Source organism: Bacillus sp. AP8 (assembly GCF_000321185.1).
Taxonomy (GTDB): domain Bacteria; phylum Bacillota; class Bacilli; order Bacillales; family DSM-1321; genus Bacillus_AD; species Bacillus_AD massilioanorexius.
In genome coordinates this window covers 58945-79838 of sequence record NZ_CAPG01000012.1, presented here as the reverse complement: position 1 = coordinate 79838, position 20894 = coordinate 58945, and the positions used below count along the sequence as shown (strand labels likewise).

Annotated in this window: 21 protein-coding genes, 1 pseudogene and 1 riboswitch; all 22 genes and pseudogenes read right to left on the bottom strand. The window is 33.7% G+C overall.

The annotated features are described in order from the left end of the window. Positions 1 to 50 precede the first annotated feature (50 nt). Positions 51 to 527, bottom strand: coding sequence for a GyrI-like domain-containing protein (locus BN349_RS23125; RefSeq protein WP_246147119.1), 477 nt, complete (start codon positions 525 to 527; stop codon positions 51 to 53). A gap of 39 nt (positions 528 to 566) precedes the next feature. Further along, on the bottom strand, positions 567 to 716 hold the full coding sequence (locus BN349_RS26805) for a hypothetical protein (RefSeq protein WP_019240679.1): 150 nt from the start codon (positions 714 to 716) through the stop codon (positions 567 to 569). 115 nt (positions 717 to 831) lie between these two features. Next, entirely contained in the window at positions 832 to 1890 is a 1059-nt protein-coding gene (locus tag BN349_RS23120; protein WP_019240678.1) for a hypothetical protein, read from the bottom strand. A gap of 11 nt (positions 1891 to 1901) precedes the next feature. Continuing rightward, entirely contained in the window at positions 1902 to 3341 is a 1440-nt protein-coding gene (locus BN349_RS02410; protein WP_019240677.1) for an MBOAT family O-acyltransferase, read from the bottom strand. A 266-nt stretch (positions 3342 to 3607) separates the two neighbouring features. Continuing rightward, a complete protein-coding gene (locus BN349_RS02405; protein ID WP_019240676.1) occupies positions 3608 to 4288 on the bottom strand; it encodes an ABC transporter permease in 681 nt (226 codons plus the stop codon). Positions 4289 to 4311: 23 nt separating this feature from the next. Then, positions 4312 to 5223 (bottom strand): osmoprotectant ABC transporter substrate-binding protein, encoded by a 912-nt coding sequence (locus BN349_RS02400; protein ID WP_019240675.1) that lies wholly within the window; start codon positions 5221 to 5223, stop codon positions 4312 to 4314. Positions 5224 to 5242: 19 nt separating this feature from the next. After that, positions 5243 to 5896: an ABC transporter permease gene (locus tag BN349_RS02395; RefSeq protein WP_019240674.1), complete on the bottom strand. Its 654-nt coding sequence runs from the start codon at positions 5894 to 5896 to the stop codon at positions 5243 to 5245. A 12-nt stretch (positions 5897 to 5908) separates the two neighbouring features. Further along, positions 5909 to 7054 carry an ABC transporter ATP-binding protein gene (locus BN349_RS02390; protein WP_019240673.1) on the bottom strand — a complete coding sequence of 382 codons (1146 nt, stop codon included), beginning with the start codon at positions 7052 to 7054 and terminating at the stop codon, positions 5909 to 5911. Positions 7055 to 7301: 247 nt separating this feature from the next. Then, the gene (locus tag BN349_RS02385) at positions 7302 to 7604 is read right to left on the bottom strand and encodes a DUF5983 family protein (RefSeq protein WP_019240672.1); all 303 of its coding nucleotides are present in this window, start codon (positions 7602 to 7604) and stop codon (positions 7302 to 7304) included. Between the two features lie 105 nt (positions 7605 to 7709). Next, on the bottom strand, positions 7710 to 8234 hold the full coding sequence (locus BN349_RS02380; protein WP_019240671.1) for a DUF2179 domain-containing protein: 525 nt from the start codon (positions 8232 to 8234) through the stop codon (positions 7710 to 7712). 592 nt (positions 8235 to 8826) lie between these two features. Next, positions 8827 to 9564, bottom strand: coding sequence for a cyclase family protein (locus BN349_RS02375; protein WP_019240670.1), 738 nt, complete (start codon positions 9562 to 9564; stop codon positions 8827 to 8829). Positions 9565 to 9687: 123 nt separating this feature from the next. Beyond that, positions 9688 to 9789, bottom strand: a riboswitch (SAM riboswitch). Positions 9790 to 9971: 182 nt separating this feature from the next. Beyond that, positions 9972 to 10580, bottom strand: a pseudogene (locus BN349_RS23115) (AmiS/UreI family transporter). Between the two features lie 159 nt (positions 10581 to 10739). Beyond that, the gene (locus BN349_RS02365; protein WP_019240667.1) at positions 10740 to 11918 is read right to left on the bottom strand and encodes a NupC/NupG family nucleoside CNT transporter; all 1179 of its coding nucleotides are present in this window, start codon (positions 11916 to 11918) and stop codon (positions 10740 to 10742) included. A gap of 341 nt (positions 11919 to 12259) precedes the next feature. Beyond that, positions 12260 to 12889, bottom strand: a complete 630-nt coding sequence (locus BN349_RS23110) for a DUF305 domain-containing protein (RefSeq protein ID WP_019240665.1) — start codon at positions 12887 to 12889, stop codon at positions 12260 to 12262. Positions 12890 to 13046: 157 nt separating this feature from the next. After that, positions 13047 to 14015 (bottom strand): P1 family peptidase, encoded by a 969-nt coding sequence (locus tag BN349_RS02350; RefSeq protein WP_019240664.1) that lies wholly within the window; start codon positions 14013 to 14015, stop codon positions 13047 to 13049. A 15-nt stretch (positions 14016 to 14030) separates the two neighbouring features. After that, positions 14031 to 14576, bottom strand: a complete 546-nt coding sequence (locus BN349_RS02345) for an ECF transporter S component (RefSeq protein WP_019240663.1) — start codon at positions 14574 to 14576, stop codon at positions 14031 to 14033. A 291-nt stretch (positions 14577 to 14867) separates the two neighbouring features. Beyond that, positions 14868 to 15710 carry an energy-coupling factor transporter transmembrane component T family protein gene (locus BN349_RS02340; protein ID WP_019240662.1) on the bottom strand — a complete coding sequence of 281 codons (843 nt, stop codon included), beginning with the start codon at positions 15708 to 15710 and terminating at the stop codon, positions 14868 to 14870. A 27-nt stretch (positions 15711 to 15737) separates the two neighbouring features. Continuing rightward, positions 15738 to 16610 carry an energy-coupling factor transporter ATPase gene (locus tag BN349_RS02335; RefSeq protein ID WP_019240661.1) on the bottom strand — a complete coding sequence of 291 codons (873 nt, stop codon included), beginning with the start codon at positions 16608 to 16610 and terminating at the stop codon, positions 15738 to 15740. Beyond that, positions 16607 to 17470, bottom strand: coding sequence for an energy-coupling factor transporter ATPase (locus tag BN349_RS02330; protein ID WP_019240660.1), 864 nt, complete (start codon positions 17468 to 17470; stop codon positions 16607 to 16609). The genes BN349_RS02335 and BN349_RS02330 overlap by 4 nt, the downstream gene beginning before the upstream one ends. Positions 17471 to 17587: 117 nt before the next feature. Beyond that, positions 17588 to 19069, bottom strand: a complete 1482-nt coding sequence (locus tag BN349_RS02325; protein ID WP_019240659.1) for an aldehyde dehydrogenase family protein — start codon at positions 19067 to 19069, stop codon at positions 17588 to 17590. Then, positions 19066 to 19812, bottom strand: a complete 747-nt coding sequence (locus BN349_RS02320) for a glucose 1-dehydrogenase (RefSeq protein WP_019240658.1) — start codon at positions 19810 to 19812, stop codon at positions 19066 to 19068. The genes BN349_RS02325 and BN349_RS02320 overlap by 4 nt, the downstream gene beginning before the upstream one ends. Before the next feature lie 14 nt (positions 19813 to 19826). Further along, complete coding sequence (locus tag BN349_RS02315) at positions 19827 to 20894, bottom strand: tartrate dehydrogenase (protein ID WP_019240657.1); 1068 nt, start codon at positions 20892 to 20894, stop codon at positions 19827 to 19829.

Sequence of the window (20894 nt, the reverse complement as noted above, 5' to 3'; positions counted from 1 at the left end):
TATCCTTTTTGATATAAGGTTCTTTTAATACCTAACGCTTTATCATAATCCTATTCTTTGTTTTCAATAGGAATTCTAATCACTGTCTTTAAATTCTCTGGTTTAGCTCTCCTAGGATCAGATAAATAAATTTCATGATGATTTCGAATCGTTCCATCCGCTAACTTTCTTGAAATCGCATTTTTATAATGATTATCTACTATAAATCTTTCTAATTGAGCAATCGTTTCTGGTTCATTGTCATAAGGTCCTACGTGCATCATTTGTACACATACACCCTCTGAGAACGATTTAAAATAGGCTTTTGAAACATCTAATTCTGGCTTTTTTCTTTTGACTTCTTCAATAGCCCAATTAAAAACCTCTTCTGTAACAAATTCCGGTTGACGAATCATAGAGGTCCAACAAAAACGATCCTTCATAGAAAAATCTAATTCTTGCTGATCTTCAAACCACCATAGCCCCTCAAGAGGAGGTACTGTATATTCAAAATAGCCAATAGGCGGCTTGCCACTCATTTTACTCATTTTAATGGTGTAAGATAGAGCATATAGCAATTCGATTGCCTATTTATATGAGCCATATTCCTCATTTGGGTTTCCCCTACCGTCTACCATAATAAAATTCATTTCTGGTACATCTATAATAGTAGGCTTTTTGGGAGGCATATATAAGTCTTTGTATTCTTTTTTATAGTCTACCCTACACTTCGTCATGATGTTCACCTCATAAAAACTAATAATATTATTAATTTCTATACCCTATTGTTACTCTGATAAACAGTAACTGTATCATTTGATAGAACGCTCTTATTTTCTATTTAAGGTCTTCCTATTCTAAAATACCTTCATAAGACTGTTCACTTAATTTTTTAACCATTTCTAAATGCTCATTTATATTTTTCGAATTAACGACTTGTCCAAAATCAGAATGATCTTTTAATGGCACTCCACTTATTGATTTGGCAATTAATGTCCCCACCTTAGGATAGAAATGATGGCCATCAAAATAATTAGAAATGTCGTTCGTTACACTATTTGGATACATGTAGTTATGTACCTCTCCAAAAACAGAAACGACATCTTTAAGCCATTTATTATAATCATCTAAGCGATCCATCTCTACTAATGCTTCAAATAAAGGAGTTGAAATCGGCGTAGTAAAAATAATAAATTTAGTATTTGGATTATTATCCACTAACGCCTGTAAATAGTTTGGATACTCTTTATTATATTGATAGGTCTTTCCATAAAAAACTTCTTTAAATTTATCAATCTTAGTAGAAGTTTCTCGTTTAATTGTTTCTATATCATCTACTTTAGCAACTGCAACATTTTCACGATTATAATTTCTCATATATATCGGCGTATCTTTGTATGAGATTTTAAAATTATCAATCGCATATTGTAGAGTATCCCATGAGAAAAAGCTTTTTACTCGAAATAAAGGATCACTAATTTGTTGCTCATAGCCTGCTAAAGAACCTGCCACGTTACTTTGGTCAACACTTGATTTAAAGAAATCTAAACCAATAATAATCGTGTCAAATTCCTTGCCTCTTTTCTTTTTAGCAAAATCAATAAAAGCATTGTATTCTCGGACTGACATATTACTAACTGCAAAATTATAAACATTCATACCTTCAAAATCGTGCTGATTGATATAAGTAGAACGACTACTTCCTAACAATAACGTATCATAATCAAAAGGTTGAAACTTTATATGGTTCATTTTTTGTTGTCTTTCATTCATTGCTACCTGAACATCATTATAATCGTTAGATGAACTAAATAACCATAAAGGATCGATATAATATATGAATGAACCTATTGCAATAGTAATAGCAGTTACAACAGATATAACAGTAATACTAAAAGTTTTATAATTCATGTATTCTCACCTTAGAAATTAAAGTATAAAAATTCTGTAACATGTTGAAATTTAAAAAATGTATAAATGAATAATACACAACAGAACATTGCTGTAACAAAATTAGGCTTAAATCGTTGTCCTAACTCTAATGAATTTTTTGCAAAGAAGGCAATGGCAAATGTAATAATCATTAATACAACAAGATATATGAAATTATCAGCTAAACTAAATGCATAAACTGGTAAGCCAAAGCTTGTATTAAATAAATCCTGGACTTGTTGCGGAATCATGAATCCATTTAGTCCTAGCATACCTTTATAGACGTTTACAGCCACATCAAGTGAAGGTGCTCTAAATAATACCCAAGCTGCATTCACAAATTGGAATGTGATAAACCATGCCAACCATTTTGGCAATTTAAAACCAGCTCTTGACCAAAAACGATTTATGACACTTGCAACACCATGCGCAATTCCCCATAAAACAAAGGTCCAACCAGCTCCATGCCAAAAACCACTAACAAAAAAGATAATTAATATATTAATATACGTTCGTACTGCTCCTTTACGATTTCCACCTAAAGGAATATAAATGTATTTCGTCAAAAATGCCGATAAAGTAATATGCCATCTTCGCCAAAAATCTTGAATACTTAATGCTTTATATGGAGAGTTAAAGTTTCTTGGCAATTTAATATTAAACAACAGCGCCAATCCAATCGCCATATCTGAATAACCGCTAAAATCAAAATATAGCTGAATCGTGTAAGATAACGATGTAATCCATGCATCAATAAAGGTAAGGGATTCTGAAACTCTATATCCACTACTAGCAAAAACAGCAAAATAATCGGCTATAGCAACCTTTTTAAACATACCGATTGAGAAAATAAATAAACCAAGTGCTATATTTTTATAGTTTAATTTACTAATAACGCTATTTTTAAATTGATCCATTACATCATCATGATGAACGATTGGGCCTGCAATTAATTGAGGGAAGAACGTTACAAACAATGCATAATCAAAAAATGTATAATTTTTTGTTTCTAAACGATATGAATCTACTAAATAAGCAATCTGTTGAAATGTATAAAAACTAATAGCTAAAGGTAATAACAAATGTAACAATGAAATATTCGTAGAAAAAACAGCATTAATGTTAGTCACTACAAAGTCAAAATATTTATAGAAACCTAGTAAACCAACATTAAATAAAATTCCTAAAGTTAAAACTGTTTTCCTAAATGAATTCCGTTCATTCACAATGTACCTTGATAGTACAAAGTTGATTACTAGTGATAAAAGGATAATATACAAATAATTTGGATTCCAATAAGCATAGAAAAACAAAGAGGCTAAGACAAGAAATAATTTAGCGACAGTAAAATTAAATTTATTAATAATAAAATAAAGAATAAAGGTGATTGGTAGAAATAAAAAGATGAATTCAAATGTGTTAAAAATCAAATTAAACTTACTCCTTTACTAAAGTTCAAGTGCGATTCTACTTTTAGGCATTTAATAATAATACAACATTTTCCCTATTTTTACAATCCACTCTCTAATCCTACAAGTTCTCCAAAATACAGCTAAAAGCTCATAAAATTCGACAACATCAGCCATATGTATTTGACTATCGCTTTCATTATTCAATGAAAAAAAGGAGTATATCTAAAAATGGTTTAGATATACTCCTTTTTTAAAAAAATTTAATATTATAGAAATGGCTTACATTAGTTTTCTAGTATTTTTACATTTCCATTTAGTTTCTTATTATTTGCCGGTGACAATGATTTCTCAATTTTCCCCATAATTAAATCAGCCATTACAGCCATTACAGCAGTCGGAATCGCTCCAGCCAATATAATGGCACCACCATCAGTAACATTAGTACCACGAATGATAATGTCCCCTAAACCGCCACCACCAATAAAGGAACCAATAGTTGCCACACCAATAGCTATTACTAAGGCATTACGGATTCCGGCCATGATCACTGAAATAGACAGTGGTAATTGAACCATGTATAGTAATTGAAATCTTGTCATTCCCATTGCCGTACCTGAATCTAAAATGGATTTATCTACTCCTTTTATACCGATATATGTATTCTTAATAATGGGCAATAAAGAATAAAGAAACAAACTCATAATAACAGTATTTGCTCCTAGCCCCATCACTAGCATTAATACAGCCAACATGGCTAAAGCGGGTATCGTTTGAATAATGTTTGTAAACGACAACACCCAATTACTCAATTTTTTATATCTAGCAATCAGTATTCCTACTGGAATTCCGACGAGTGCAGCAAAAAGCACACCATAAATCGACATCAATAAATGCCTAATAAATTGTCCAAATACATATTCGGAATTTTGAATATAGTAAACAAACAATTCTTTTATTGTATCCATATTAAATCCCCATTTCTAATTGTTCATTCAAAATAATGATGTTTCTCCAAAAATTCTTTCGCTACGGTAGCTGGCTCTTTTTTCTTAACATCCGCTTGATAATTTAATTCCGTTATCATCTCATTATCTATTTTTCCAACTAACGATTGTAGAATATCATCTAATTCTGGATGCTTCTTCAATACATCTTCACGAATTACTGGTGAACAATCGTATGGTGGGAAAAATTGTTTATCGTCTTTCAAAGTTTTTAAATTAAATGCTTTTAATCGTCCATCCGTACTATACGCCAATACCACATCCATTTTTCCATTTTTAACCGCTTGATAAACGAGACCTAATTGCATAGGGAAGGCTTTTTCAAATTCAAATCCATAGTCCTGCACAAACCCAGGATAACCATCACCCTTACGATTCAACCAAGAATTATCTACTCCTAATTTTAATTGGTTAGAAATATTTTCTAAGTCAGAGACTGTTTTCAAATTTTCTTTTTTTGCTAATTCTTGTGTAACCGTTAACGCATATGTATTGGCAAAACCATAAGAATCATACCATTTCTGCTGAAAACGTTCTTTAAATTCTTTTTGTACGATTGCAAGAGCTTTATCTGGATCTTTAACAGGTTCCATGCCAAGAGCACCCGCTAGATCTGTTCCTGTATACCTTGCAGCTGTTATATCAACCTGTCCATCTGTTAAAGCTTGATGCTGAACGACAGAAGATCCTAAGTTTTCCACTAATTCCACGTGCAAATCTGTATTTTTTTCTATCATTAATTTAATAATATTCCCTAATATAGCCGTTTCAGTTGTCGTGACAGTCGCTACTTTAATCGTGTCATCACTCCCCCCTCCAAGTCCTGGTAATGAACAGCCTGATACGATTACAATTGATCCAATCATAAAAATCCATTTCTTCATTTTACTAATCATAGTCCATTCTCTCCTCGTCTTACGCCATTTCCCTTTGTTTCCTAATCCCTTTTGGTGTAACTTTATTTTCAAAGCGAGTAAGAATTAAATCTAATGCGAGGGCTAGAATCGTAACCGGTATAGCCCCACCGAGTACCAAATCTGTTCTAAATAAATTTAAACCATCAAAGATAAAATCTCCGAGGCCACCACCACCGATAAAAGAAGCTAGCGTAGCCCATCCAATTAAATACACGCCAGAAACTCGAATACCCGCCATAATAACAGGAATGGATAGAGGTAATTGCACATGAAAAACTCGTTCTCTTTGGTTCATTCCCATTCCTCGTGCTGCTTCTAATAAATCTTTATTAACACCTTTTACTCCGATATATGTATTTCGTAAAATAGGTAAGACAGAATAGCAAAATAGCGCGACAATTGCTGGAAATTTCCCGATACCTAGTAATGGTATAAAAAACGCCAGAATAGCTAAACTCGGAAAAGTTTGGACAATACTAGCTATTCCAATAATAACTCCAGCTATCTTATCTTTGTTAGCTAGCCAAACCCCTAATGGAACCGCAACAAGTATTCCTAGAAGCAAAGCAGCAAAGGAAATAAATAAATGCTCACCAGATTTAACGATAAGTTGTGAACCATATACTGAAAAAAAATCTACAATAGTATCCATATCATCTCCCCCCTACTCTATGATGCTTTCTTGGAGTTCTTCATTACCCCAAATAGACTCATAGATGGCATCAACTAGATTCGTTTTTGTTAAAATGCCTATAAGATGATTTTCACTATCGACAACTGGTAAATACTTTAGATTATGTATAGATATTTCGCGAGTAGCATCGCGTAATAGTGTATCCTCGTAAGCTAAATGAATATTGGTTTCCATTACTTCAAACACTACTTTTTCCATATTGCGTTCACGCTCTATCAATTCAACATTTAAATAACCTACTAAACTATTCTTACTATCAATCACTAATAATGAATCGACTCTACGCTTTCTCATTAATCTAATCGCATCTGATAGTAGTGCATTTTTTTGGATAGTAACAGGATCATGTAACATAATTTGTCCAACTGTTTGGATATTTTGTCTTGCTTGAGTTAAACGTTCCTTTCCAATAAAGTCTTCAACAAATTCATTTGCTGGATTCAATAATATTTCATTTGGAGTGCCTTGTTGTACAATTTGTCCATTTCGCAAGATGAAAATTCGGTCTGCTAATTTTAGTGCTTCATCAATATCATGGGTAACAAAAATAATGGTCTTACCTAACTTCCTTTGTAAATGTTTAAATTCTTGTTGTAATGAATCCCTCGTAATAGGGTCTAGTGCTCCAAAGGGCTCATCCATTAGAATTAATGGTGGTTCCACTGCTAAAGCTCTAAGAACTCCTATACGCTGCTGTTGTCCACCACTTAACTCAAATGGGTAACGATTAAGATATTCAGGTGGCATATTGACTAACTGTAATAATTCTTCAGCTCGAGCACTTCTTTCAGTTTCGGGCCACTTTAATAGCTTTGGAACTAAAGCTATATTTTCACGAATAGTCATATGAGGGAAAAGACCAATTTGTTGAATGACATAGCCAATCGAACGTCTCAATTCAACAACATCTTTTTTCATAACATCTTGTCCATTTATTAATATCTTTCCTTCTGTCGGCTTAATTAATCGATTTATCATTTTCATCGTTGTTGTTTTACCACAGCCACTTGGTCCAATAAAAACAATGAATTCCCCTTTTTTAATATCAAAACTAATATGATCGACCGCTCTCTTTCCGCCGCCGTATACTTTTGAAACATTTTCAAATTTCAGCATCCCTTTTCCTCCTATAAAAAAATGATCAATCGATTTTACAAATGTTCTTTACATCAGTATTTACATTTGAAATTCGAAGGCTAATGATTCCACTTATACCCTATTCAAATTTTCCCAAACAGATATTCTTGAATATTTTTCAGTTATTGCCTTAAAATAGCAAAAAATCATTCTAAAAGCTTATACAATTACCTTTTTTTACAAAATAAAAAAAAGGCTGCTCCATTTGCTGAGCAGCCATTCTCATTTAATCTTGATATTTTGGTAAATCTTCAATTATATCTTCATTACGATCTATTAATATCCAACTACAGTTATTCTTCAGTGCATACTGATAAACATCACAGAATTCTAAAGGTATCGAAGTACTACTTTTAATTCTCTCACTAAATACTTTATCATCCACTGGAATAAACCAACCATCTTGCGCCTTTTTGTATACGCTTACGTCTTTCTCCCCTTTATCTGATAATGGTATTTGATTATTTAGCCATTTATATGATTCTATCGTTAGATGTACACTTGAAATCGTTAAGATACTACTAATCATGATGAGCTCCTCCATTAGTTACGAAATTCTTCTAAAGAACCTCCTGCAAATCTAATTCAATAAGCTGTTCACTATATATTTAGCATTCGTATAACATTTTCAAAGTTATTTCATTTTTCTTTTTTTCATATTTTTCAATATATAACCACCAATAAATCTTCTTGGTTCATATGAGATTACAAATGCATTTGGTTCATACTCTTCTATTATTTTAATTAAATCTGCTTCTAAATTTCTTTTTGTTAGTATTTCTAATTTATATCGAACACTTGTCATTCCTTCACCCTTAAAGACAGTCACACCATAACCAGCCTGCCGAAGGTCTTGAATCAGTTCTTCATTTTTTTGAGGTAGATTCACATTGAAAGTCGTATAGCCAATGGCTAATTTTTGTTCAATCTTTGTACCTATTAAAATACCCATTCCAAATCCAAGTGCATACACAAGCAACCCCGCAAAGCTTTGGTTACCATTAAAAACAATTGAAAGTCCAAATACGTATATTAAAGCTTCCATAAAACCTAATATTGATGCTGGAATGGTCAGATTTTTCACTAAAAATATCGTACGCAACGTAAAACAAGGTACATAAATAAGTTGTAATAAAAGAATCAAAATAATATCTTTCAAGTTCAGTACCTCCATCCATTTACAAAGATGAATTTTCAAAATAATTATCACATCTACTATAGCTCTTAAATGTTATATTCTCAAATATTACCCTAATAAAAATAATAAAAACTTTTTTAATGTAAAGCTGTTTTCAATATCACAGTGTTAAAAGAATCCATTCTGTTCACTTACTGCCGCCGAATGCCAAGCTTCCTTGCTCGTTCCCCATTTTGCGGCCTTGTCACTCTCAATTCTTCCGAATGAGTCTCATGGAACCACTCAATCAATTCTTGCTAAAAATCAGGATTAATGTATTACAAAAGCAAACTACAATACTGACATTTGTTATTTTCGATTTACCAAGCATTCCCCTACTTATAACTACTTCGTCATAAAAATATAAAAGGCATCATAAAAACTATCAATCAGCTTTTGTGATGCCTTCTAAATTTATAAATTATCATTCTATCCATATTCAATCAATTACGAATATGATAAAACTTCACTAACTCTCTTTCTATTTGACTGTTTTGATAAAGAATTCTTTCTTTTTCTCTAACGTTCATCACTATTATCATTCCTCTTTTATGGAAAGCATATGTATCCATAATTAAGGTAGGATAGCGAAAGATCTTACAGGAAAACCAGATGCTTTTTCAGGCTTTGGAACAATATTCACAATAACAGCACCTTTTGGTGGTAATTGATCCAAATTCTTTAATAATTCAATTTGATATGTATCTTGATCAAGTACATAATACTCGGCTAATAGTACTCCATTTTTTTGAAAATCAACACTTGCATCTGTATCAAATGTTTCATGTCCAATAGCTTTAATCTGTCTCTCTTCGAATAAAAACTTTAATGCTTCAACTGACCAACCAGGAGCATGATTATTCCCTTCTTCATCCTTATTATTAAAAGCTTTTTCATCTGGCCAACGCTTACTCCAATCTGTTCGTAAGGCGACAAAACTTCCGTCACTAATTCTTCCATTGACTTCTTCGAATTGAAGAATATCTTCAACCGTTAAAACATAGTCGTTATTCTCAGCTGCCTCTTTTGATTTATCAATAACAATTAAAGGTAGGATCAATTCCTTTAAATCAATTTCATCTAGGAATCTTTGCCCGCGAACAAAATGAATTGGGGCATCGATGTGTGTGCCATATTGTCCTGCAAACTTAAAACTTTGTGCCAAAAATCCATCGTCATGAGTAAATAATGTTTGAAACTGTGCAGCATCGAATGCCGAAAAATGTGGAGATTCTGGTCCGAAGGTATGCGTTAAATCGACCCATTTCTTTTCTTTTAGTAGTTGGATTGCTTGTAATACTTCATTTGACATATTAATCACCTCAAAATATTGTAATTTAACTTCATCGAGTTCATAAAAACAATCTCGATAACGTCAATATAAAAAACCTCTTCCATTGTTAAGAAGAGGTTTTGGCATCAGAGTTATCGACTCTTCTTATCTTCAAGCATAGTTGCTTCTGGAATTAGCACAGTACTTAAAAAGTCTGTTGCTGAGGATTCAAAGGGCCAGTCCCTCCTCCTCTCTTGATAAGAAAGTTACTTATTCAATATATTTCGATTTTCTTCCTTCAAAAATGATAGGATTTGATACTACTGTACAAGCGATTTTTTTAAAAGTCAATATTTTTTGATAATTCAGATTAAAATATTTTGTAATGCAACCTTAAAATAATATTCCACATTAATGTTAATCATTATTTCTTCCCATCATTTTTTCTATTTATCAAATCTGATTAATATATCTTTAATATCATTTGCCTCTTTTATAAAATAGATGATAGAAGCAAGTAAAATGATTAGCCATAGTCTTTGAATAAACTGATCTTGCCAAACACCTATTAAATATAAAATAGCAGGTAAAGTTAATGTAACCCATGATTGTACGAACGCGACTTTACTTACATATTGTTCTACTGGTTTTTTTAAAATATTTAATACGTAAAACAAGTACCAAAGAAATGCCTACATAAACCACGTTAAACTATTCACATAATCATGAAAATGATAAACTGAAATAATGGCATACATGATAGCTATAATGGAAACCCATAGCGAAAACCAACCTAAACCACTTCCATCCATTCCCTTATAAAAAGTAAAGCTCACATAAAGAAACGTCAATCCAAACAAGAACGTAGCTGCATATCCATATATCGTCCAATTACTTTGATCAGAAATAATGATTAAATAAAAGGGAATGATCACTTGTAATATTCCTACAAATAAATTAAAAATAGCTACACTTTTAGTGTCTGCTTTTCCTGAAAGCATAAAACTATTTAGAAACAACGTAGCTCCAGAGAGTAATATACCTACATAAGCCATAATCCAAGCCTTCCTTCATATGTTCCAATCTATTTATACATGAATGTTTCTCGATTTTTTACTCGTCCGAAGAGTGTTAATTTGGTCAAGAATGCCATCGATATCTTGACACATTCACTAAATTCAAATGAGTATCAATCAAAAGTTAAACAGGCTTTTTTATATAACTAACCCAACAACAATTCCTGATAATAAACTTACCAAAGTTGCACCGTATAAGAGTTTTAATCCAAAGCGAGCTACAACATTCCCTTGTTTTTCATTCAACCCTTTAACCGCCCCTGCAATAATACCAATTGAAGAAAAATTCGCGAATGAAACTAGAAAAACAGAAATAATTCCTAATGATCGATTACTAAAACTAGCTGCAATTTCACCTAAACTTATCATTGCAACAAATTCATTTGTAACAAGTTTAGTTGCCATAATACCACCAGCAGCTACTGCTTCAGACCATGGAATTCCCATTAAAAAGGCAATTGGTGCAAAGATATATCCTAGAATATCTTGGAATGATATCCCTATTGCCATATCAAAAATAGCATTAATAAAAGTCATTAAGGCGACAAAACCAATTAACATCGCTCCAACAATAACAGCCACTTTGAAGCCATCCATTATATATTCTCCTAGCATTTGAAAAAAAGACTGCTTCTCTTCCTCAATAACCAAAAGATCTTCCTCAGGATTCACTTTATATGGATTAATAACAGAAGCGATGATAAAACCTCCAAAAAGGTTCAATACAATAGCCGTAACAACATATTTGGGATCAATCATTGTCATATAGGCACCAACAATCGACATAGATACAGTCGACATTGCTGAAGCACATAATGTATACAAACGTTGAGGAGTTAATTTGTCTAATTGTTTCTTAACAGTAATAAAAACTTCAGATTGTCCTACCATCGCTGAAGCAACGGCATTATAAGATTCTAGTTTTCCCATACCGTTCACCTTGCTCAAAACCCATCCAACCCACTTCATGATAAAAGGAAGAATCTTGAAATATTGTAGAATTCCAATTAAAACTGAAATAAATACAATTGGAAGTAAAACATCAAGGAAAAAAGGAGATTCTCCATTGTTTGCCATCCCGCCAAATACAAACGCTATTCCAGCTTTGGCATACTCTAATAAATGATCAAAGATTGTTGCAATACCTTTAATAACAACAAAACCAAAGCGAGTATTTAAAAGTAACATGGCTAATAAAAGCTGAACTACAAGCATAATAACAATATACTTATACTTAATTTCCTTTTTGTTTTTGCTTACGATTAAAGCAAGTCCAAATACAACAGCCAATCCAATGATTGAAATAAGATATCTCATAATAACCTCCAATATTCATGTTGTAACCTCTCAAAGACTTTTTAAAATTCATCAATAAAGGTATTTTTTCTCTAAAGTGTGCTTTTATTCTTAATATGGGGTTATTCATCTTTTCTGTTGACAATTTTCTTTAAAAGATGGTTTATAAAATGAGTTCTATGGATGATTATAGATTTAGGGGTACTAATCCTTTGGAATGTACTAAGTTCAAGGAGGCTTATGGACACTCCTCGCAAAGTGGCGATCATCTTGGAACAGAAACCTATGCTCATCTTGTAATTCTCATAAAAAAGATGTTATCGAAAAACTTTTCTTTTCGATAACATCTTTTTTTATGTCTATTATGATAATGTTTTCAAAAGTTGCTTCATCTCAATAAGTTGCTTCTGTTGAGATATCGTGATATTTTCTGCAATTGCTTTTAATTCCGCATTTTTCGTGTATTTTAAAATATTGCGTGCCATCATTATTGCACCTTCATGATGAGGAATCATTTCTTCCAAAAAATCCTTATCAATATTTCCTGTTGGTAAAGCTTTTTCCATAGAATGAATCATTTTTACATAAGCTTTTTTATATCCTTGTAAGTACTTTGCTTCTTTTTTCTTATCCACTATTGGTTTGCTTTTCAGTTGGTTTAAAAGCATTTTCATTTCTCTGATTCCCTTAATCTGTTCTTTAATGATATTACCAGCTATTTGTTTTACTTGTTCATTACTCCCATACTTCAATATATTCTTCGACATTAAAACGGCTGCCTCATGATGAGGGATCATTTCATATAAGAAATCAAGTGTAGCGTCCCCTGTAGTAGGAGCACTTTCCATTCCTTTCTTCATATTTTGTAATATCGTTTTATATTGAGTGTAATAGGCTTCTTCCTTAGCATCAAGAGCTGAGTATGTTGGAGAACCATAAAGACACAATATAAATGCCATAATCATTATGCTCATATTACGAATCCTTTTCATCACATTACTCCTTACGTTTTTTGGTTTATTGTGTTAGGAAGATATGTATTTTATACAAATCTTTTCTAAGCATAAAAAAACCTTCCATATCATTTTGATAAATGGAAGGTCAATGAGTATATTATTCTTATACTTATGAAGAAGAAACAATATTAAGTTATAATTGATTACATTCTTTATAAGAAGGTATATTCGCTATACTCTCAGCTGATGTGATGGCATTTATTATCGCCATCTCCATTACTTTTGCTGCTAGAGAACCAATAACATCAATTGAAACCTTCTGAGTTCCAGTTGCTAATGTAAAGATCGTATCTCCATCAAACATAGTGTGTGCTGGATAAATCGTTCTTGCATAGCCATCATGCGCCATTTGTGAAATCTTTGTTGCCTCTGCTTTCGTTAAATCTGCATTCACTCCAATAATACCGATTGTTGTGTTTGTACCTGGTTTCATAGCGTCAGGTTGAATTCCTTCTAGCATATTAATACTATCTAAAATCGTTCGAGTATTAGGGTCAAAAGTACCTGCTAATATTTCTCCTGATGTAGGATCACGCACATCCCCTACTGAATTAACCGCAACTAATGCACCAACTACGACTCCATCACTTAATGTAATAGACGCAGTTCCTAATCCGCCCTTCATACAATTTTGAAACCCTAATAATTTTCCAACTGTAGCTCCACATCCTGCACCACTATTTCCAACTTGAAAAGGATTTCGACTTGCTGTTGAGGCTGCAGCATAACCCATCTTTTTATCTGGTCTAACCTTATGATTTCCATGCGACAAATCAAAAAGGACTGCTGATGGGACAATCGGCACTTTTGCCACTCCAACATCTAGCCCTATTTCTTTTTCCTCCAAATATTGCATGACGCCTGATGCAGCATCTAAACCGAATGCACTGCCTCCACTCAAAACTATGGCATGAACTTTTTCTACTAGATTAATAGGGTTTAATAAATCCGTCTCTCTTGTACCTGGAGCCGAACCACGTACATCCACTCCCGCTGTAGCGCCTTCTTCAACTAAAACAACTGTACAGCCTGTTAATGCCTCTAAATCCTCTACATTTCCAACTTTAATTCCTGGTACATCAATTATTTGCCCTTTACTCATGTAATCAGCTCTTTTCTACACATCTAGATCATCAGAAATTTTAGATTTTTTTGTTTTTCCTAGTTGCTTCCATGCTAACACAACAGCCATTGTAATGATAACTGCAACAATCGCTTCAGGAATACCATTTGTTAGCGCAATCCCCCATGCCACACTTGCCGTTAAATAGTTTCGAAGAACTGCCATAACTAATACTAAACCTGTATTTGTTATCGTACCGAAAAATGCAGCTGTTCCGATTGCAAAAAATTCATTCTTTTTACGTAATCCAGCATATACGAGAAATGAAACTACTCCAATAAATAAACGTGGAATTATTGCTACCATAGGATCCTTAAACAAAGGAACCGTAGCATTTAAAAAAGAGGAAACCCCAAAAATTAAACCAATAATTGCTCCAACGCCCCATCCCTGCATAATCCCTCCGATAATAACTGGAACGTGCATAATGGTTGCATTTCCAGCTGCAGTAGGAACGGGAATATACCCCAAACGTGTGACACCTAAAAGAATCGCGATAGCACTTAGAACACCCGCAATAACAATTTTACGAACCGTCATACATCAATCACTCCTCATCGATATTATTAAATTGTTTCTAATTAAATGGAACTACCATTTGCAGTACATTCTATTCAGTTCCCATCAATAGTTAGTTTAGAATTACACTGACACTAATATTGTACTGACGAGTCACTTCCACTTTGTTTGACTAATTACATATGCAGTTTGATTTTCATTTAAAAGGAATAAAAGTGTGAAAGAATAGGATTATCGATCTGTATGCAGAAATCAAGTACAAGCATTATGCAACCAAGCTCAGTGTCAGCTAAAAAAGAAGAATATTATTGATTAATAGGCAAATGGAGATATGAATAATAAAATGGAAAATAAAAGCGTCAAAATTAATATGAAATAATCTTTAATAGAAACTTGATATATCGTATAAGAAGATCTTTGCCCTCCTGGAATGTAGCATCTCGATTCCATAGCGAGAATTAAATCTTCTGCACGACTCATAGCTACGTTAAATAGAGGTATTATGATAGGAAACATTTCCTTTGTCCGTTTAATGATTCTCCACCATTCACCTGAACCAAATTCAGCTCCTCTTGAAGCCTGAGCCTTCATCATTTTTTCCATTTCAATAGCAAAGGTTGGCACAAAACGAATAGCGATGGTAATAATTAAGGAAAATTCATGTACGGGAAACTTGATGACTTTTAGTGGTTTAAGCAAGCTCTGTATAGCATGCGTTAATTCTGTAGTAGAGGTTGATAAAGTTAAGACACTACTGATAAAAATAATTTCTACAAAACGGATAGCAGAAACAATAACAAGGCGAATACTTTCTTCTGTTATAAGAATAAATCCATAATGAAAAAATACTTTTCCACCAGAAAATACCGAGCCTTGAAATAGTAACTGTAATATAGCGAGTATTAATATAAATGGAATGGCTGGTTTTACACCTGAAAACCCATAACGTATAGAAATCTTTGAAAACCAAAATAACAATACACTAAAGAGTAAACCAATCATATTGCCAATATAACTTGTATTTAAAGCTATCGCTAATACGATTATCGTAAAGGCAAGGACTTTAATCCTCGGATCAAGTTTATGAACAATAGATCCTGTTGGAACATATTGTCCAATTGTGATATTTTTCGAAAGTTCAAATTCAGCTGCCACTACAATACCTCCTCTCTTTACGCCGATTTATTCAGCTAAAATTCTTAATACCTCTTTGGATGCTTCAGATACTGAAAAAGCATCTGTTCGGACATTAAATCCTTTTTCTTCAAGACGATAAAGTAGTTTTACCGTATCAGGTGTCCCAATTTGGTATTGTTTTAATTTTTCACTATCTGTAAAGATATCTTTTGGAGTTCCAGAAAGAGCGACTGTGCCATCAGCCATTACAAATACACGTTCTGCTAAGATAGCAACTTCCTCCATATTGTGAGATACAAAAATAATCGTCATATTCTCAGTCTTATTAAGCATATGAATCTTTCCCAATATTTCTTTACTAGACTTTGGATCTAATCCAGCCGTTGGTTCATCTAAAACTAAAACACTTGGTCTTAATGCAAGAATTCCAGCCAAAGCAACTTTACGTTTTTGACCACCACTTAATGCAAAGGTTTGGCGGTCCTTCATTTCCTTAAAATCCAAACCAACAACTTCCATAGCCCATTTAACTCTTTCACTCACCTCCTTCTTTGATAATCCACTCTTAAATGGACCAAAAGCGATGTCATCTCCAATAATACTTTCAAAAATTTGATCTTCTGGATTTTGAAATACAATTCCTACTTCTCTGCGTAAACTTTTGATATCCATTTTTCTATTTGATAAATTTCGTCCAGCAACAGTAACTTCTCCTGTCTCTGGGCGGATTAATCCATTAAAATGCTGTATGAGCGTGGACTTCCCAGAGCCTGTATGACCGATGATTGCCACACATTCTCCTTTTTCTATTTCAATATTTGTATTTTTTAAAGCAACATGTTCTAAAGGGGTACCTTTCAAATAGGTATGATATAAATTCTTAACGCTTACGATATATTCTTTCGGCGAGTTCATCATCCTACTACCTCATTTCTCGTACTCAGTTTGTATCGTTCGATTTCTTCAAGGAGTTCATTCTCTTCAATAATATCTTGCGAGAAATTTGGGAGATTACTATGAACGTGAGTAGCAATATGATTTACAGCAGGGACATCTAACTGGAGTTCACTTAGTTTCTCCTTATGTCTAAAAATCTCCTTCGGTGTACCATCCATAACAATTTTCCCACCTTCAACTACAAGAATTCTATCAGCTTGAGCGGCCTCCGCCATATGATGAGTAACCGTGATGATTGTCATCCCTTGTTTATGCATCGTACTCATTACTTGTAAAATGTCATTTCTTCCAAAGCTGTCCAACATGCTAGTTGCCTCATCAAAAACAATACATTTAGGCTGCATAGCTAACACACCTGCAATAGCTACCCTCTGCTTCTGTCCACCAGAAAGATGATGAGGGGGCCGGTTTCGAAATTCATACATTTTAACTGTTTCCAATGCCTCTCTTACTCTTTTCTTCATTTCTTCTCTTTTGATATTTAAATTTTCTAAACCAAATGCTACATCTTCTTCAACAATAGTAGCTACAATTTGGTTATCAGGATGTTGAAAAACCATTCCTACGTCCTGTCTAATCATTTTTTTCATAGATGATTCCTTTGTATTGCGTCCATTAATCCAAACATCCCCTAACGTTGGAAGGAGAATCCCATTTAAATGCTTTGAAATAGTAGACTTTCCTGAACCATTATGACCGATGATTGCTACATATTCCCCCGGAAAAATAGAAAATGATACATCATTTAATACTTCTACAGATTTTTTTTCGTTAATTTTATATGAGAAACTAACGTGTTCCATACGAATAATCGGGTTCATCTAATTCCTCCTTTCTATTTTCTGTTAAATCTTAAGAAGGACAATAGGGAGTTTTAATCAACTATATGATGGAGCCAATTAGCTATATGTTTAAAATTTACTTATTCAAAGAAATTATTATAGATCTACCTTTATCGATACATTTTTAACCTGTGTATAATTACGAAGAGCTTCTAACCCTTTTTCCCTTCCAAAGCCACTTTTTTTATAGCCTCCAAAAGGCATTTGTACACCCCCACCTGCTCCATAATTGTTAATAAAAACTTGCCCAGCTTGCAAATTTTGAGCTAATCGATGTGCTCTCCCAATATGATTTGTCCAAATTCCTGCTACCAATCCATAATCTGAAAAATTCGCTAATTGAACAGCTTCCTCTTCCTTTTCAAATCTAAATGCTGCCACAATAGGCCCAAAGATTTCTTCTTGTGCAATTTTACTATTTGGATAAACATTCTTTAGAAGTGTCGGTTGAAAATAATAACCAGCTTCTGCCCCTTTCACAATTTGTCTTTTTCCTCCTGTTACAAACTGTGCTCCCTCTTTATGAGCAAAATCCATATAATGTTCAATTCTTTGAAGCTGCTTTTCCGACATGATTGGACCAATATCTGTATCATTCATTCCTGGACCTAGCTTCAGTGATTTTAATCGTTCAGCTACCATATCTACGAATTGCTCATAAATCGTAGATTGAATAATTAACCGAGAACCCGCTGAGCACGTTTGACCTGCGTTTTGAACGATAGATTTGACTACCCATTTTAGTGCCTCATCTAAATTACAATCATCAAATATAATATTTGGAGATTTCCCTCCAAGTTCAAGAGTAACAGGTACAATATTTCGAGCAGCAGCCATCATTACTTTCATTCCTGTTTCAACGGAACCAGTGAAAGTGACATGGTTAATATCCGGATGGCTAGCTAAAACTGCTCCCGCTTCATGACCGTACCCAGTTACAACATTTACAATTCCTTTCGGTAATGTCGTTTGATCAAAAATATCTGCTAGCTTTAGAGCCGTTAATGGAGTATCTTCTGCAGGTTTGACAACAACTGCATTACCTGTTGCTATAGCAGCCGCAACACTTCTAGACATAATCTGTATTGGATAATTCCAAGGAATAATATGGGCTGTCACTCCTACCGGCTCTCGAATTGTAAAATCTATAATTCCAGGTTCTATTGGTATGGTCTCACCCAAAATCTTATCTGCTACGCCTGCATAAAAATCAAAATATTTCGCTGCAGTTTCAACATCAGCGTATGCTTGAGAAAGAGGTTTTCCACAATCTAATGTTTCTAATTCAGCTATTTCTTCTTTTCTTTCTCGTATCTTTTGTGCAACTTGATGTAATATTCTCCCCCGTTCAGCCGGATGATAACTTTTCCATTCCACCGATTCAAATGCAACTTTTGCTGACTCAATGGCCCTATTAACATCTTCTTTTTTACTATTTGGAACTCTACAAAGTATCTCTCGGTTAGATGGGTTATAGTTTTCAATCCATTCATCATCGGAACTTTTTACCCAAGCCCCATTAATATACATTTTTTTAATCAATTCTAGTTTAAGGAAACTTTCTTTAGCCTTCTTCATAAGCCTCTCCCACCATCTATGTTAAATACCGCTCCCGTGACCATTCTTGATTCATCCGAGCTTAAATAAATAGCTGCATTTGCAATATCTATAGGTTGAATCAATTCTCCTAGAGGAACACTGTTCTTAAATGTACTATTTTTCGCTTGTTCTTTATCTACACCCTCTGCGACAAATTTTACAAGCATTGAAGTTTCAGAAGGACCAGGATTTATTATATTCACCCTTATATTGTTCTCAGCTAATTCAATAGCTAAAGCTTGAGAATAGGCTATCGTAGCACCTTTTGAAGCTACATAAGCATTTAAACCAGGACGAGGTCTTAGTGCCGAAATGGAAGCAATATTAATAAAGGCTCCATCCCCTTGCTTTTTCATGATTGGAACAACTGCACGACTTATCAAAAAGCATGAAGTAGTATTAATCGCAAAAATCTTTTCCCACGTTTCATTACTAACCTCTTCAATAGGTGTAGCTGATTGAGCAATTCCAGCAGCATTTAATACGACATCGATTCTTCCAAAATGTTTCATTGCTCTTTCAACTAATGTCTCAACCTGTCGTTGATTAGTAATATCGGTTTCTACATAAATAATAATCTTTTCATTATCAACTATTTCATGAGGAAACCGAAGATCAGCAGCCACAATTTTTGCTCCTTCCTCCAAAAACTGCTTGACAATTTCTCTTCCCATACCACCAGCCGCGCCAGTAATTATTACTACTTTATCCTTTAATCGCATGAACAAGTCCCTCCTCAGAATTGTTTATGTATCTGTCGAATGATTTCATTACCAACTTGAAATGTTGATGAGCTACCACCCAAATCAGGAGTTTTTACTATCCCTTGAGATAAAATGGAATAAATAGCTTTCATAACGATTTCTGATAAATCTGCTCTACCCAAATGTTCTAACATTAAAGCTGTCGACCAAACCTGAGCTATAGGATTTGCTTTATATAATCCTGCAATATCAGGTGCTGATCCGTGAACTGGCTCAAACATAGAAGGAAATATTTTCTCCGGATTTATATTCGCAGACGGTGCCATACCTAGCCCACCAACTAAAGCAGCTCCTAAATCAGATAAAATATCACCAAATAGATTACTAGCAATAATCACCTCAAACGATGAAGGTCGCATGATCAAATAAGCAGCTAAAGCATCTATGTAATTCTTTTCTAGTTGAATCTCTTTATAATTGTGAGAAACCTCCTCAATTACTTCATCCCATAATTTCATTGCATGAATAACTGCATTCGATTTTGTTGCACTTGTCACCTTATTCTTGTTATGAAGTCTGGCATATTCAAATGCAAAGGTAGCTATTCTTTCAATGCCTATTCTTGTCATAACCGTATTTTGAACAGCCATTTCTTGCGGGGAATTTTGGTAAAGTCGCCCTCCCATATCCGAATATTCTCCTTCAGCATTTTCACGCATAATAACAAAATCAATCGGTTGTTCCTGCTTCAGAGGTATGTTTATTCCAGGTAGACTTTGAATTGGTCGTATATTGACGTATTGTTGAAATTGTTTACGTATCGGCATAATCAGCTGCCATATCGAAATTTCATCTGGTACACGATCATCACCTATTGCACCAAACAATATAGCGTCAAATACACGCAAAGTTTCTAAAGAATCTTCTGGCATCATTCTTCCTGTTCTAAGGTAATATTCACTATTCCATTCAAAGCTCTCGATTTGAATTACAAAACTAGAATCCAACTTTTGTAAAATATCTAAGACCTTTAAAGCTTCCACCATAACTTCTTGTCCAATTCCATCGCCAGGAATAACAGCAACTCTCATAGCACCCAT

Coding starts and splice junctions, on each gene's coding strand:
- BN349_RS23125 (WP_246147119.1), bottom strand. CDS start 527: ATGAGTAAAATGAGTGGCAAGCCGCCTATTGGCTATTTTGAATATACA.
- BN349_RS26805 (WP_019240679.1), bottom strand. CDS start 716: ATGACGAAGTGTAGGGTAGACTATAAAAAAGAATACAAAGACTTATAT.
- BN349_RS23120 (WP_019240678.1), bottom strand. CDS start 1,890: ATGAATTATAAAACTTTTAGTATTACTGTTATATCTGTTGTAACTGCT.
- BN349_RS02405 (WP_019240676.1), bottom strand. CDS start 4,288: ATGGATACAATAAAAGAATTGTTTGTTTACTATATTCAAAATTCCGAA.
- BN349_RS02400 (WP_019240675.1), bottom strand. CDS start 5,223: ATGATTAGTAAAATGAAGAAATGGATTTTTATGATTGGATCAATTGTA.
- BN349_RS02395 (WP_019240674.1), bottom strand. CDS start 5,896: ATGGATACTATTGTAGATTTTTTTTCAGTATATGGTTCACAACTTATC.
- BN349_RS02390 (WP_019240673.1), bottom strand. CDS start 7,054: ATGCTGAAATTTGAAAATGTTTCAAAAGTATACGGCGGCGGAAAGAGA.
- BN349_RS02385 (WP_019240672.1), bottom strand. CDS start 7,604: ATGATTAGTAGTATCTTAACGATTTCAAGTGTACATCTAACGATAGAA.
- BN349_RS02375 (WP_019240670.1), bottom strand. CDS start 9,564: ATGTCAAATGAAGTATTACAAGCAATCCAACTACTAAAAGAAAAGAAA.
- BN349_RS02365 (WP_019240667.1), bottom strand. CDS start 11,918: ATGAGATATCTTATTTCAATCATTGGATTGGCTGTTGTATTTGGACTT.
- BN349_RS23110 (WP_019240665.1), bottom strand. CDS start 12,889: ATGAAAAGGATTCGTAATATGAGCATAATGATTATGGCATTTATATTG.
- BN349_RS02350 (WP_019240664.1), bottom strand. CDS start 14,015: ATGAGTAAAGGGCAAATAATTGATGTACCAGGAATTAAAGTTGGAAAT.
- BN349_RS02345 (WP_019240663.1), bottom strand. CDS start 14,576: ATGACGGTTCGTAAAATTGTTATTGCGGGTGTTCTAAGTGCTATCGCG.
- BN349_RS02335 (WP_019240661.1), bottom strand. CDS start 16,610: ATGATGAACTCGCCGAAAGAATATATCGTAAGCGTTAAGAATTTATAT.
- BN349_RS02330 (WP_019240660.1), bottom strand. CDS start 17,470: ATGAACCCGATTATTCGTATGGAACACGTTAGTTTCTCATATAAAATT.
- BN349_RS02325 (WP_019240659.1), bottom strand. CDS start 19,069: ATGAAGAAGGCTAAAGAAAGTTTCCTTAAACTAGAATTGATTAAAAAA.
- BN349_RS02320 (WP_019240658.1), bottom strand. CDS start 19,812: ATGCGATTAAAGGATAAAGTAGTAATAATTACTGGCGCGGCTGGTGGT.
- BN349_RS02315 (WP_019240657.1), bottom strand. CDS start 20,894: ATGGGTGCTATGAGAGTTGCTGTTATTCCTGGCGATGGAATTGGACAA.